This is a genomic window from Leclercia sp. W17 (genome assembly GCF_003336325.1).
Classification (GTDB): Bacteria; Pseudomonadota; Gammaproteobacteria; order Enterobacterales; family Enterobacteriaceae; genus Enterobacter.
Window position 1 is genome coordinate 1,805,430 of sequence record NZ_CP031101.1, and the last position, 13,179, is coordinate 1,818,608.

Consider the following 13,179-nt stretch of genomic DNA (forward strand, 5'->3'; position numbering starts at 1 on the left):
TTAAGTGAGGTTGCTGTATGTGAATACATGCAGTAACCCGAAACCACCGTGTGGTCAGATACAACGTGACACACGGTGAGTTTCAGCTATGTGCTGATTCTGTGCTCAGCGTTATCCAAGTCTATCTATTTACTGCTAATTACAGTAAAGTAGTGGAACAATTGCAGCAAAGTTTCGCAATGCACTGCTATGTAACACATTGATCCTGCGTAGAATTTAAAATCCCTCGGCGTTCGCGCTGTGTGGGTTCAAGTCCCACTCCGGCTACCATGGGAAAGACAAGAATAATCAAAGCAATAAGCAGTGTTGTGAAACCACCGAAAGGTGGTTTTTTTGTGCCTGAAATTCATCGCCCTCTCAAACTTTCCTCGTATTCACCGGAATTAATCACCTTTCTTTACGACCAGCTTCGCGTTACGGATAACTATTCTGTAAAAAGGTAGGACTCGCTAATAACGACAACTTCGCGAGGGGTTCAAAATGAACAAACTGACCTTGATTACCGCGTTAGTGACATTCGCTGCATCATGCGCCTGGGCTGCGGGCGATGACGATATCATCTATGACAGCCAGGGCCATCCCATCCGTCATGATAGGCAGGATGATGATCCAGGCAGCCAACAGCGCAGTGACGACACACCAACCGGCGCAGCGAGCAGAATTAGCGGCGATCAGGGTTTACCAAACAGACGCGAAAGCTGCGCCCCTTTCAGGAAAATAAACGCTAACAGCAAGCCGCCCCACAGAGCCATGGTGACGTAGCTGCTCACGCCCAGAATATTGAGGCCGCTCTCCAGCATCTGGAGCAGGATCAGCGCCATCACCATGCCAAAGACTTTACCGAAGCCTCCGTCCGGATTTACCCCGCCCAGCACAGCCGCCAGAATCGACACCAGCAGATAAGATTCACCGTAAGAGGCCTTGGCTGAATTGAGTTTCGACATCATCAGCAGGGCGGCAATCACGCACAGTACTGAGGAGAGCACATAAACCCAGATAAGGGTTTTACGGGTATTAATCCCGGAGTAGTGGGTCGCCTGCTCGTTAGAGCCGATCAGGTAGAGGGTGCGCCCGAAGGCGGATTTTTCGAGGATCACCCACAGTACGACCACCACCGCCAGAAAAACCAGCAGCGGCAGCGGGATGCCGAAAATATTGGTGCTGTTAATCACCAGAATATAGTCCGGGAAGTTAGAGATCGCCGAACCTTTGGAAATGAGGATATTAATGCCTTTCAGCAGGGTCATGATCCCAAGGGTGGCTAAAATCGGCGAGACCCGCACCACGGCGACCAAAAATCCAATCACCGAACCGATCGCCAGAGCCATGACTAACCCGGCGGCAATCACCAGCAGCATGCTGCTGAAGGTTGGGGGATAATGGGTAGCGACCCAGGCCATCACCAGACCGCAGGCGTTCATGGTGGCGATGATAGACAGGTTGATCCCCCCGGTGAGGATCGTCACCGCCATCGCGAGGGCCAGCACGCCGAGGATCGGCATTTGCGAGGCAATGGACTGGAAGTTAGCGGCTGACCAGAAGACCGAGGGTATCAGGAAGCTGAACGCGATCACCACCACCGCGATTAACACGCTCAGGTAAATCTCGACGCGATCCCGGGTTTTATTGGCGCTCATACTATGACTCCCTGACCTTTACGCTGACTCCATGCCGTCATGCTGATACTGGTGACAATCACCACCCCGGTAACGACCGTATGCCAGTACGAAGAGATCCCTAACAGGTTAAGACCGTTCTGCAACACGGCGAGTAAAATCACCCCTAACAGGGTGCCGAGTAAGGTGCCGCGCCCACCGACGATACTGGTTCCGCCTAACACCACGGCAGCGAGCACCGTCAGTTCGTAGCCCAGCAGAGAGTCGGGCGCGACGGTTAAGACGGTCGCGGATTGCACCACGCCTGCCACCCCGGACATCAGCCCCATGTAGCCATAGACAAACAGCTGCATTTTAAAGATGCCAAATCCCATGCGGGAGGCCGCCTCCCGGTTGCCGCCCATGGCATAAATCATTCGCCCGACGCTGGTTTTATTCATGATGAAGCCGGTTAACGCCACCACCGCCAGCAGGGTGAGGATCGGCAGGCTTAAGCCATAATCGTAGCCATCTGCGGCGGTGAATTTGAATAGCATCACCCCTTCTTCAAACCACTCAGGATAGCTGTAGAGCCAGACGCCTTTGGTCAGGTAGAGCAGCAGGCCGTAAAAAATATTCAGGGTTGAGATGGTGATAATGATGGAAGGCACGTTGAGACGGTTGACCAGCGTGGCGTTGATCAACCCGAGCAGCAATCCCAGCCCCCCGGCCAGCGCAAACGCGAGAGCAAAGTTTCCGGTGGTACCCTGAATCAGCGTCACCATCACGTACTGTGAAATGATGGTCATGGCCGGAAAGGAGATATCGATCCCGCCGGAAATCAGCACAATAAACAAGCCGCAGGCCAGAATGGTGAGCATGGCGTAGTTATTGATCAGATCATAGATATTGCCGAGCGTCAGAAAGTCGCTGCTGGCAAACGACAGGTAGCCGCCAATCACCAGTATGGTCAGACCTAAAAACAGCTCGTGGGTTTTGATCCCGAATTTATTAACCATTGACCACCTCCGCCAGCGCGGCTTCCGAGGTCTTTTCCGGGAGGAGTTCCGCGACGATCTCACCCTTGCGCATGACTAAAATACGATGGCTATTGAAGTAGGCTTCATCGATCTCATCGGTGATCATCAGCACCGCGATCCCCTGGCGCGACAGGGCGGAGATGATTTGATAGATCCCCGCTTTATTGGCAATGTCCACCCCGACGGTGGGGGAGTCGAGGATCAGCACCCTGGGATTGATCGCCAGCCATTTGGCTATCGCTACACGCTGGGCATTGCCCCCGGAGAGGGTATTGACCGGCAGGTTGACGCTGCCAATTTTAATGCTCAGCTGCTCGACTAAATCGGCGACGACGCGGTCCGCTTTGACTCTGTCTAACAATTTAAAGGGCGTTTTAAGCCGTCGAAGCACGGTAGAGATAATGTTGTCGTTGATGGACTGTTCCATCACCAGGCCGGTACTCATCCGGTCTTCGGAGACATAGCCAATCCCGGCATTGATCGCATCCCGGTTGCTGGCGAAGCGTACCGCTTTGCCTGCCAGCACGATCTCCCCGGAATCAGGCTGTGTGAGCCCAAACAGGCTCAGGCAAAGCTCTGTTCTTCCCGCACCGAGTAATCCGGTAATGGCGAGGATCTCACCCTGATGCACCTGAAATGAGATGTTCGTGTATTGATGATGCTTAGTGAGGTTCTTAACGCTCAGCGCTACGTCGCCAAGTTTTTCTACCGGGGGTAATAGCGCATACGAAAACTCTTTACCGGTCATCAGAAAAGCGAGTTTTTTATTATTGATGTCGCTGGCAGGCCAGGTGCCAACCAGGGCGCCATTTTTGAGCACGCTGATACGGTCGGAAATAGAGATCACTTCATCCAGACGGTGGCTGACAAACACGACGCAAATGTTCCTTTTCTTTAAATCGCCAATCACCCGCAGCAGTCCTTTTACCTCCTGCATGGTGAGGGAGGCGGTGGGCTCATCCATAATAATCAGCCTGGCTTCCTGGGCCAGCGCCCGGCAGATCGCCACAATCTGGCGCTGGGCAATGGGCAGAGACTCCACATTGGCATCCAGATCCAGCTCCGCCTCAATGCTTTTCACGGTGCGCGCGGCGATGCGATGGATCTCCCCCTTATTCACCAGCAGGTTATGGTGATGCTGGTGGATAGCGATGTTTTCCGCCACGGTGAGGTTCGGGAACAGAGAGAGATCCTGATAAATAACCTGAATCCCGGCTTTCACCGAGTCGATGGGGGAGAGGTGGGAGCGGGGCTTGCCGTCAATGACGATCTGAAAGCCGGGATCGGGTTTATAGACGCCAGAAATAATTTTAATCAGCGTCGATTTGCCGCAGCCGTTCTGCCCGGCCAGACAGTGGACCTCCCCGGGAAATAGCGTCAGGTCGATGTTATCCAGCGCCTTCACACCATAGAACGTTTTGCTGATATGACCCAGTGAAATAAACGGCTCCATTATTACCTCTCAGGGGCTCACACAGCACGCCCTTATTGCGATCATCGCAGCAGGGCGTGCAGAACCAATGGATTAATACAGGCTGTCGATATTTTCTTTCGTCACGCGCAGGACTTTGTGGAATCTGATGATGCGTTTTTCAGTATCCACATCCGCTTTACCGAGGTTAGGGATCTCAAGACCCTGGGTAATCTCTTCTCCCTTCAGAACCTTGTCGGCCACGGCGGTAATGGCGTAACCCGCAGAGGCCGGGTCGTAGGTGATGCCCATGGCGATATCACCGCTCTTAATCAGGGAAGCGGCCTGAGAGGGGATCATCATGCCGTAAACAAACACTTTGCCTTTCGCCCGTTTCTCTTTCACCGCGCGGCCCGCACCAATTGGCCCTTGAGAGCCAAAGGAGACAATCCCTTTCAGGTCGGGGTGAGCTTTCATCAGGTCGATGGTGGTCCGGCGGGCATCGTCAATATTCTCGGCCACCGGCATACGGCTGGTGACTTCATGCATATCCGGGTAGTGCTCTTTCTGATATTTAACGAACAAATCCGCCCACAGGTTATGTTGCGGCACGGTCAGACTGCCGACATAAATAACATAACCTCCTTTACCGCCCATGGCTTTGGCCATCTCTTCGACGTTATCGGCGGCAAATTTTTCGTTATCAATAATTTCAACGTCCCAGTTGGCGCTCGGTTGCCCCGGGGATTCGTTGGTTAATACCACGATGCCAGCATCCCGCGCCTTTTTAAATACCGGCTCGAGCACATCGGCATCGTTGGGGACAATCCCGATCGCCGATACTTTTTTCGCGATTAAGTCCTCAATAATTTTCACCTGCTGCGGGGCATCGGTGCTGGAAGGGCCTACCTGGGAGGCTTTAATACCGAGGTCACTGCCAGCTTTGGTGACACCTTCCCCCATACGATTAAACCAGGGCATGCCATCTATTTTTGAAATATTTACCACTTCAATTTCTTTCGCCATTGCGGAAGTGGAAAATACCATCAATCCGAGCAAACCAGCCGACAGTAATTTTGTTAAGCACATTTTACTCATCTCATACCTCTGAATGGTGGTGAAAATAAATGATAGTGATAACGTTGTTTCGCTGTTTGACCTACCCGTGTTCATTTTTAATATTAGGTGATAATAATCCTTCCCTCGCAGACTTTATCCCGGATAAAGTCAGGGGAAATAGCGAGTTAGCTCCGCAGGATTAAAGAATTAACAGTAGGGTTTTCATATTTATAATGTTATGGAACTACTGGCTCATCGCATGGACTATTATGCCAATACTCTGTTTTGGGATTTCCGTCACTTATCAGGCTTCCTGCGCCATCCGCCGGGCGAAGCAACGGTATGGCGCGTTTCAGGGAAACTGCCGCTTTTTTTGACCTCAAGCCTGTACAACCGACGCTGAAAAGCGCCTAATACCGTCTCCAAAATTTCTATCATTCACAGTTAACAGGTCTGTTATTGATGAATAAATCCCATCGCTTCGCGCCAGCGCCTGTCTGCTGTGATGATCCTCTGTGCTGTCGGCCCGTTTTGCCGTCGCCAGACTCATTTTCAAGGGACAGATAGCCATGCAGCGTCGACAATTTCTTAAAAATAGCGTTCTTCTTTCTGCCGCAGGCCTGGTGGGCCCGGCCGTTGCCAGCAAGACGGTAGTGCAAAACAACGCTCCGCTTGCCGCTCCGGTGATGCGCCGCCGCTTTGTCTTGTCGCAAACCTATAAACTGGCGCCACCGCAGGGCTCCAGCGGCGTCGTTAAGCTGTGGATCCCGCTCCCGGTGGATACTGCCTTTCAGCAGATGACCGGCATGGCGTTTACCGGCAACTATCAGCAGGCCTATGTCACCACCAACAACGCTTATGGCGCGAAAACCCTGTTCGCAACCTGGCCAAAAAGTGAAGGCGATCTGCTGCTTCAGCTCGATCTTGAGATCGAAACGGCAGACTGGGAGCCGCTGAAACACGACGCGCTGAAAAACTGGCAGGCACCGGAACAGATTGTTTATCCGCTGGCGGTGAAGCCATACCTGCAGCCAACAACGCACACACCGGTTGATGGCCTGGTGCGCGAAACGGCGCAAAAAATTATCGGCGGCGAAACCGATCCACTGAAGAAAGCGCGCCTCATTTACGAATGGGTCAGCAGCCATATGGAGCGCGATAACGACGTGATTGGCTGTGGCACCGGCGACGTGGCGACCATTCTGCAAAGCGGCAAGCTCAGCGGCAAATGCACCGACATCAGCTCGGTGTTTGTTGCCCTGGCGCGCGCCAGCGGCATCCCGGCGCGGGAACTGTTCGGTATCCGTCTGGGCAGAGCCAACAAGCTGGAGCGCTACTCCGCCAGCGCCTTCGGCAAGGCCGATAGCGCGGGGGTGGCGGACGTCAGCGGCGGACAGCACTGCCGGGCGGAGTTTTATCTGGCGGGCTACGGCTGGCTGCCGTGTGACCCGGCGGACGTCACCAAAATGCGTCTGGCGGAGAAAAAAGCCCATCAGGATCCCGATGTGCAGGCGGTGAATGCTTACCTGTTTGGCAACTGGGAGATGAACTGGGTGGGCTTCAACTACGGGCGCGATTTCGAGCTGTACCCGGCGGCGGAGCAGGGGGCAGTAAATAACTTTGGCTATCCCTATGCCGAGGTGGACGGCGATCCGATCAATTTTTACGATCCAAAGGTGTTCACTTACCACTATGTCTCAACTGAACAACGCTAAGGGGGCAGGCCTTACCCTGCTGACGGCAGCCGCGGCTGCCGTTACCGCCGGGCTCTGCTGCGTCGGACCGCTGCTCTACCTGCTTTTTGGCATCTCAGCGGCGGGGTTTGCCGGGCTCAGCCAGTTTGAATTTCTGCGCCTGCCGATGATTGCGCTCTCCCTCGGGCTGATGCTGCGGGTGTTCTGGCGGCTCTATTTTTCTAAAAGGCTGTGGTGTACCGGGCGTTTAACCCTGGGGCAGATGCGTTTACTGTTCTGGCTTACGCTGCCGGTACTGCTGCTGGTGCTGTTCTACCCCACGGTGGTGGCCTGGGTTTATGAGGTGATGGAATGAAACGACTGTTAATAAGCGCCTGTCTGCTGCTTCCGCTGTTTGCCCAGGCCGCGAATGAAAAAGTGGTGCTGGATGTGCAGGGCATGACCTGTTCGCTGTGCGTGATTTCGGTTAACCAGGCCCTGCGTGAAACGGAAGGGGTAGTGAAAGCGAAAGCGTCGTTGAAGACGCGCCAAACTGACGTCATCGTCCCGGAAGGTTTCCCGACGGAGACATTATTACAAGCGGTGGCGAAAACGGGATATACGGCAACCGTGAACCGTATTGAAAAACCGTAAATATAATAATTACGCATTATGGCTTAATTATTGTTGTCGTACTGGCGCCTTTCTGAAATATCAGGAAAGGCGCCCTATCACACAAATATTGATGAATTATGATGATATTACTTCAGTTTGATAAATATTACGTTACAAAACGTTGATCTTCCTGCCCGCGCGCTCTATCTTAGGAGAAGTTTCTCCATAAATTGCTCCATTTTTATCCCTGTATCGCTTTTTATGGCGATGGGTTATTCCCTCGCTGCGGCTTATTGTGGATTACGGTCAATATGAATATAACCGCGAGTAAATATACCCTCTGGATGCGCGATGTTTCCCTTAATCCGTGGGCCGCTTTTTATTTCCTGCAATCCGTACTGATTAATTATTCGTTTGGATATTCATTCAGCCTGCTCTATTCAGTGGCATTTAGCTGCGTGCTTTTTGTCCTGTGGCGGATCGCGCCTCGCGTGCAGAAAGGGTTTATTGCCCTGTGTAGCCTGCTGGCGGCCATCTACTTCCCGTTTGAGCAGGCCTATGGCGCACCGAACTTTAATACCCTGCTGGCGCTGCACTCCACCAACTTCAGTGAGTCCGTCGAGATCCTGACAATATTCCCGTGGCACAGCTATCTGGTCTCATTGATCATTCTGGCGCTGGGCGGGGTGGCGCTCCGGCGTAAAAGTACGCCAAAACTGCCGTGGCGCCGCGTGGATATGCTCTGTCTGGCCTTCAGCGTCGCCTGTTTCTTTATGACGCCGATGAAAAATCTGGTCCACTGGGGAAACTTCACCCTGCTGGATGTGGGCTATCCGGTGTTCCGCTTCGTGAAAGACGTGGTGATCAACAACCACGAAGTGGTGCAGGAAAAAGCGCACATGCTGGAGCTGGCTAAACTGAAGGACAACTGGACCGTGCTGGCGGTGAAGCCCCGCTACCACAACTACGTGGTGGTGATCGGTGAAAGTGCGCGTCGGGATGCCTTAGGCGCTTTTGGCGGGCAGTGGAATAACACCCCCTTTGCCAGCACGGTTAAGGGCACGTTGTTTACGGATTATGTCTCCTCCAGTGCCTCCACCCAAACCTCGCTGGGCCTCTCCATGACCCGGGTGAGCGGGGGAAATCCGGAGTATCAGAATAACTTCGTCACGCTGGCAAACCGCGCCGGATTCCAGACCTGGTGGTTCTCCAATCAGGGACAAATTGGTGAAAACGATACCGCTGTCGCCAGTATTGCGAAGCGTGCGAATAACGTGAAGTTTTTACGCAAAGGCTATTATGAAGATGAAAATAATCCCCGGGATGAAACCTTATTACAGATGACGCAGCAGGTGCTTTCTACCCGCCACAGCCAAACGCAGCTGATCGTCCTGCATTTAATGGGATCACACCCCCAGGCCTGTGAGCGCACCCAGGGAAAATATGGTGAATTTGTGCAGTCGAAAGAGACCTCCTGCTACATCTACAGCATCACCCAGACCGACAACCTGTTAAAACAGCTTTATCAGCAGCTACAAAATAGCGGCGACAGCTTCTCGATGGTCTATTTCTCCGATCACGGTCTGACCTATAAATCCCGTCTGACCGGGGGGCAGTATATGGGGCATGGTGATGCCTTCCAGCAAAACTATCAGGTGCCCTTTATGATCATGTCGAGCGACGACAAAGAGCATCGCCTGATTAAAGCCCGCCGCTCTGCCAATGATTTTCTCGATTTCTTCTCCGTCTGGACCGGGATCGAGGCGAAAGAGTTAAGCCCGAAATACGCCTTTGTCTCGGAGCAGGATGTGGGCTCTCCCACGGTGACCAACTTTAAGCAGCAGAAAGTGAATTACGCGCAGCTGCCTGACGATCTTCATTGATAACGCCAGTCAGGGAGACCTGACTGGCGGGCTTCCGCTCAGACACCGCCCAGATAAGCCTTTCTGACCTCCTGATTGCCGAGCAGCTCTTCGCCGCTGCCGCTCAGGCGGATCTGTCCGTTGACCATCACATACCCCCGGTCGGAGAGCTTCAGCGCGTGGTGCGCGTTCTGCTCTACCAGGAAAATGGTCATCCCGTTGCGCGCCAGCTCCCGCAGGGTCTGGAAGATCTGCTTCACCACAATCGGCGCTAAACCCAGGCTCGGCTCATCCAGCAGTAACAGTTTAGGGCGGCTCATCAGGGCGCGGGCGATGGCCAGCATCTGCTGTTCGCCGCCGGACATGGTCATCGCCCGCTGTTTGCGCCGCTCCTTCAGGCGCGGAAAGAGGTCAAACATGCTCTGCAGATCGCCGGCCGCATACTGGTTGCCAATGGGGATGGTCCCCATCAGCAGGTTCTCTTCTACCGTCATATCCGGGAAGATACGCCGTCCTTCCGGGGCCTGGGCGATGCCGCCCGATGCGACATAGTGGGTCGATTTATGGCTAATATCTTCTCCGCAAAACAGAATTTGCCCGTCGCGCACCCGGGGCTGGCCGAAAATCGACATCAGCAGGGTCGATTTTCCCGCCCCGTTAGCGCCGATCAGCGCCACGGTTTCGCCGGGATTCACCTGCAATGAAACCTGCTTCAGCGCCTGGATCACCCCGTAATAGACATCCACCTGACGAAACTCCAGCATCGCCTCACTCATACGCTGACCTCGCTCTCATCGGTGCCCAGATAGGCGGCAATGACTTTTTCATCGTGCTGGATCTGTTCGGGTTTACCCTGGGCGATCACATCTCCGTGGTCGAGGACGATGATGTGATCGGAAATCTCCATCACCATGCCCATATCGTGCTCGATCAGCAGGACGGTGATGTCATGGCGATCGCGCAGGAAGCGGATGATGTTACTCAGCGTGTGGGTCTCCACCGGGTTAAGCCCGGCGGCCGGTTCATCAAGACAGATCATCTCCGGCCCGGTACACATGGCGCGGGCAATTTCGAGCCGCCGCTGCTGGCCGTAGGAGATCTCGCCCGCCAGACGGTTGGCGCAATCCACCAGGTTCACCACCTCCAGCCAGTAGAAGGCCCGATCCAGGGCGTCGCTTTCCGCTCGCCGGTAGGCGGGGGTGTTAAGCACCCCGGCCAGCAGGTTGCGGTTCACCTGCATGTGCTGGGCCACCAGCAGGTTCTCCACTACCGACATCTCGCGGAACAGGCGGATATTCTGGAAGGTGCGCGCCAGCCCGGCGCGGTTGACCATATGGGTGCCGCCAAACATCTTGTAGTAGAGACGCTGGCCGAACTGCGCCGGGTTGATCCAGTCTCCCGGCTGGAATTTCTGCCCCAGGACCTGGATCACGTTGGTGGTTTTGCTGCGGGTATTGAACAGAATATTGCCGCCGGAGGCTTTATAAAACCCGGTCAGACAGTTGAAGACCGTGGTTTTCCCCGCGCCGTTCGGCCCGATCAGGGCGGTGATAGAGCCGCGCTGCACCTCCAGATTGACGTCGTTTAGCGCCTTGATGCCGCCAAAATGCATCATCAGATGCTCCACGCTCAGGATAGTCCCGTTCATGGCGCCACTCCCTTACGCACCGCGAAGCCGGTACGGTTGATGCGGATAAGTCCGCGCGGTCGCCAGATCATCATTACCACCATCAGGATGCCAAACAGCAGCACCCGGTACTCCGCGAAGGTGCGCAACAGCTCCGGTGTCACGGTGAGCACGAAGGCCGCCAGCACCACCCCGAGGGTTGAGCCCATGCCACCTAATACCACGATGGCGAGGATCAGCGCCGACTCAAAAAAGGTGAACGAGGTGGGGTTAACGAACCCCTGATAGGTGGCGAAGAACACCCCGGCGATCCCCGCGGTCGACGCCCCCAGGGTAAAGGCCGATAGTTTCACCAGCACATGGTTGAGGCCCATAGAGCGGCAGGCAATTTCGTCTTCGCGCAGCGCTTCCCAGGCGCGGCCAATGGGCATTCGCGTCAGGCGATGCTTAATGTAGAGCACCAGCAACACCACCAGCAGCAGCACGGCGTAGATGAAAATGAACTTCAGATTGGGGTTAAAGGTCAGGTTAAAAAACTCGTGGAACGGGACGCCGCCATCTTTGGCCCGCCGACCAAACTCCAGACCGAAAAAGGTCGGAGGCGGGGCGGAGACGCCGTTCGGCCCGCCGGTAAAGGTCAGCCAGTTGTTGAGCACCAGACGGATGATCTCCCCGAAGCCGAGAGTCACAATCGCCAGATAGTCACCGTGCATCCGCAGCACCGGGAAGCCGAGCAGGGCGCCTGCGGCAGCGGCCATGAGTGCCGCCAGGGGGAGCATGGTCCAGAAGCCGAGCCCCAGATACTGATAGCCCAGCGCCAGGCCGTAGGCACCGATAGCGTAAAAGGCGACATAGCCAAGATCCAGCAGCCCCGCGAGCCCCACCACGATGTTCAGCCCGAGGCCGAGCAGGACGTAGATCAGGCCGAGGATCGCCACCGTCAGCACGTATTTGGTGGCGACGAAAGGAAAACAGACCGCCAGAGCGATTATCAGCGGCAGGATCCAGCGCATCCGGCTTTTGTACTCCGGCGGGCGCACGTAAACCCCGGCGCTGTCGCTCTCGAAACGCGCGGAGAGACGCCTGCCCGGCGCGGTCATTAAAAAGGCGCTAAGTAAAAAACGTCCTGTCATTACCGTGGCGATGATCCACGCCAGGCGCCGCCCTTCGAAGTTAAAGCTGTAGCCATCCAGCACCACACCCGCCACCGGACCGAAAATAATCAGCGCGACCATGCCCGCAAAAATGGCGTCGAGGAGGCAGCGTTTGAGTGAAAAGCCGTCGTGAGCAACGGGCTGTGAAACGATCTGAGACGTCATGTTGTTTCTCTCACACTTTGGCCACGACGGGACGGCCAAGCAGTCCCTGAGGACGGAAAATAAGGATCACCACCAGCAACCCAAAGGAGAAGACATCTTTATAATCGGTGTTGACCATGCCCGAGAACTGCGCCTCGGCGATGCCGAGGATTAACCCGCCTAACATGGCGCCAGGCAGAGAGCCGATCCCCCCGAGCACGGCGGCGGTAAAGGCTTTAATCCCGATGATAAACCCGGCGTAAAAATCAAAGGTGCCGTAGTTCATGGTGATCAGCACGCCCGCCAGCCCGGCCATCGCCGCGCCAATCACGAACACCAGGGAGATAATCCGGTCGGTATTGATGCCGAGAATCGACGCCATCTTGCGATCCTGCTGCACGGCGCGACACATCCGCCCTAGACGGGTGTTGCTGATGATCCAGGTCAGCACCAGCATCCCGGTGAACGAGGCGATCAGAATGAAGACTTTGGTGTAGGTGATCTGCACAAAGCCTTCGCCAATGTGAAAGCGAAGCACACCATCGAGCATGGTGGGCACCCCTTGCTGGCGTGGGCCCTGACTAAGCTGAGCGTAGTTTTGCAGGATCAACGACATGCCGATGGCGGAAATCAGCGGGGCTAAACGGGTGGAGTTACGCAGCGGTTTATAGGCGATCCGCTCGATGGTCCAGCCATAGACGCCCGTTACCACGATGGTAAAGACCAGCGTGCCGAGGATCAGCAGCGGAAAAGATTCCAGCCCGAAGAAGGAGAGGAGCGCCAGGCCGATGGCGCAGAGATAGGCGGAGATCATATAGACTTCGCCGTGGGCGAAGTTAATCATGCCGATAATGCCGTAGACCATGGTGTAGCCGATGGCGATCAATCCGTAGACCGACCCCAGTGTTAAGCCATTGATTAGCTGCTGCAGAAAGAAAGTTTCCATCATCGCGCGCTCGTGTTACAGGCCGCAGGTTGCGCTGCGGCCCGATGGTTATA

At 55.0% G+C, this 13,179-nt stretch carries 12 protein-coding genes; 4 read left to right on the forward strand and 8 right to left on the reverse strand.

Annotated elements, in window-relative coordinates:
• Positions 1-671: 671 nt before the first annotated feature.
• From DVA44_RS08845 to DVA44_RS08860, 4 genes are all read right to left on the reverse strand, one after another.
• On the reverse strand, positions 672-1,637 hold the full coding sequence (locus tag DVA44_RS08845; RefSeq protein ID WP_114386353.1) for an ABC transporter permease: 966 nt from the start codon (positions 1,635-1,637) through the stop codon (positions 672-674).
• Positions 1,634-2,614 (reverse strand): ABC transporter permease, encoded by a 981-nt coding sequence (locus tag DVA44_RS08850; protein ID WP_103180118.1) that lies wholly within the window; start codon positions 2,612-2,614, stop codon positions 1,634-1,636. Before DVA44_RS08850 ends, DVA44_RS08845 begins: the two co-directional genes overlap by 4 nt.
• The gene (locus DVA44_RS08855) at positions 2,607-4,088 is read right to left on the reverse strand and encodes a sugar ABC transporter ATP-binding protein (RefSeq protein ID WP_114386355.1); all 1,482 of its coding nucleotides are present in this window, start codon (positions 4,086-4,088) and stop codon (positions 2,607-2,609) included. The genes DVA44_RS08850 and DVA44_RS08855 overlap by 8 nt, the downstream gene beginning before the upstream one ends.
• A 72-nt stretch (positions 4,089-4,160) precedes the next feature.
• On the reverse strand, positions 4,161-5,144 hold the full coding sequence (locus DVA44_RS08860) for an autoinducer 2 ABC transporter substrate-binding protein (RefSeq protein WP_114386357.1): 984 nt from the start codon (positions 5,142-5,144) through the stop codon (positions 4,161-4,163).
• Positions 5,145-5,674: 530 nt separating this feature from the next.
• Between DVA44_RS08860 and DVA44_RS08865 the strand changes: the two genes are divergently transcribed.
• From DVA44_RS08865 to DVA44_RS08880, 4 genes are all read left to right on the forward strand, one after another.
• Positions 5,675-6,820, forward strand: coding sequence for a transglutaminase-like domain-containing protein (locus tag DVA44_RS08865; protein ID WP_114386359.1), 1,146 nt, complete (start codon positions 5,675-5,677; stop codon positions 6,818-6,820).
• Positions 6,798-7,154: a mercuric transporter MerT family protein gene (locus DVA44_RS08870; RefSeq protein ID WP_114386361.1), complete on the forward strand. Its 357-nt coding sequence runs from the start codon at positions 6,798-6,800 to the stop codon at positions 7,152-7,154. The genes DVA44_RS08865 and DVA44_RS08870 overlap by 23 nt, the downstream gene beginning before the upstream one ends.
• Entirely contained in the window at positions 7,151-7,432 is a 282-nt protein-coding gene (locus DVA44_RS08875) for a heavy-metal-associated domain-containing protein (RefSeq protein ID WP_103822426.1), read from the forward strand. Before DVA44_RS08870 ends, DVA44_RS08875 begins: the two co-directional genes overlap by 4 nt.
• 272 nt (positions 7,433-7,704) lie before the next feature.
• Positions 7,705-9,276 (forward strand): sulfatase-like hydrolase/transferase, encoded by a 1,572-nt coding sequence (locus tag DVA44_RS08880; protein WP_114386363.1) that lies wholly within the window; start codon positions 7,705-7,707, stop codon positions 9,274-9,276.
• A gap of 38 nt (positions 9,277-9,314) precedes the next feature.
• Here the strand turns inward: DVA44_RS08880 and DVA44_RS08885 are convergent, their stop codons facing one another.
• The 4 genes from DVA44_RS08885 to DVA44_RS08900 are packed head-to-tail and all read right to left on the reverse strand — an operon-like array spanning position 9,315 to position 13,126.
• A complete protein-coding gene (locus DVA44_RS08885) occupies positions 9,315-10,031 on the reverse strand; it encodes an ABC transporter ATP-binding protein (RefSeq protein WP_114314580.1) in 717 nt (238 codons plus the stop codon).
• Positions 10,028-10,903: an ATP-binding cassette domain-containing protein gene (locus tag DVA44_RS08890; RefSeq protein WP_114386365.1), complete on the reverse strand. Its 876-nt coding sequence runs from the start codon at positions 10,901-10,903 to the stop codon at positions 10,028-10,030. The genes DVA44_RS08885 and DVA44_RS08890 overlap by 4 nt, the downstream gene beginning before the upstream one ends.
• Positions 10,900-12,201 carry a high-affinity branched-chain amino acid ABC transporter permease LivM gene (livM, locus tag DVA44_RS08895; protein ID WP_210405530.1) on the reverse strand — a complete coding sequence of 434 codons (1,302 nt, stop codon included), beginning with the start codon at positions 12,199-12,201 and terminating at the stop codon, positions 10,900-10,902. The genes DVA44_RS08890 and livM overlap by 4 nt, the downstream gene beginning before the upstream one ends.
• Before the next feature lie 10 nt (positions 12,202-12,211).
• Positions 12,212-13,126 carry a branched-chain amino acid ABC transporter permease LivH gene (locus tag DVA44_RS08900; RefSeq protein WP_114317066.1) on the reverse strand — a complete coding sequence of 305 codons (915 nt, stop codon included), beginning with the start codon at positions 13,124-13,126 and terminating at the stop codon, positions 12,212-12,214.
• Between the last annotated feature and the right edge of the window lie 53 nt (positions 13,127-13,179).

Excerpts from the sequence above, each read along its gene's own strand:
- DVA44_RS08875 (WP_103822426.1), top strand. The coding sequence starts at position 7,151 with ATGAAACGACTGTTAATAAGCGCCTGTCTGCTGCTTCCGCTGTTTGCC.
- DVA44_RS08865 (WP_114386359.1), top strand. The coding sequence starts at position 5,675 with ATGCAGCGTCGACAATTTCTTAAAAATAGCGTTCTTCTTTCTGCCGCA.
- DVA44_RS08850 (WP_103180118.1), bottom strand. The coding sequence starts at position 2,614 with ATGGTTAATAAATTCGGGATCAAAACCCACGAGCTGTTTTTAGGTCTG.
- DVA44_RS08870 (WP_114386361.1), top strand. The coding sequence starts at position 6,798 with ATGTCTCAACTGAACAACGCTAAGGGGGCAGGCCTTACCCTGCTGACG.
- DVA44_RS08885 (WP_114314580.1), bottom strand. The coding sequence starts at position 10,031 with ATGAGTGAGGCGATGCTGGAGTTTCGTCAGGTGGATGTCTATTACGGG.
- DVA44_RS08855 (WP_114386355.1), bottom strand. The coding sequence starts at position 4,088 with ATGGAGCCGTTTATTTCACTGGGTCATATCAGCAAAACGTTCTATGGT.
- DVA44_RS08900 (WP_114317066.1), bottom strand. The coding sequence starts at position 13,126 with ATGGAAACTTTCTTTCTGCAGCAGCTAATCAATGGCTTAACACTGGGG.
- DVA44_RS08880 (WP_114386363.1), top strand. The coding sequence starts at position 7,705 with ATGAATATAACCGCGAGTAAATATACCCTCTGGATGCGCGATGTTTCC.
- DVA44_RS08845 (WP_114386353.1), bottom strand. The coding sequence starts at position 1,637 with ATGAGCGCCAATAAAACCCGGGATCGCGTCGAGATTTACCTGAGCGTG.
- livM (WP_210405530.1), bottom strand. The coding sequence starts at position 12,201 with ATGACGTCTCAGATCGTTTCACAGCCCGTTGCTCACGACGGCTTTTCA.
- DVA44_RS08860 (WP_114386357.1), bottom strand. The coding sequence starts at position 5,144 with ATGAGTAAAATGTGCTTAACAAAATTACTGTCGGCTGGTTTGCTCGGA.
- DVA44_RS08890 (WP_114386365.1), bottom strand. The coding sequence starts at position 10,903 with ATGAACGGGACTATCCTGAGCGTGGAGCATCTGATGATGCATTTTGGC.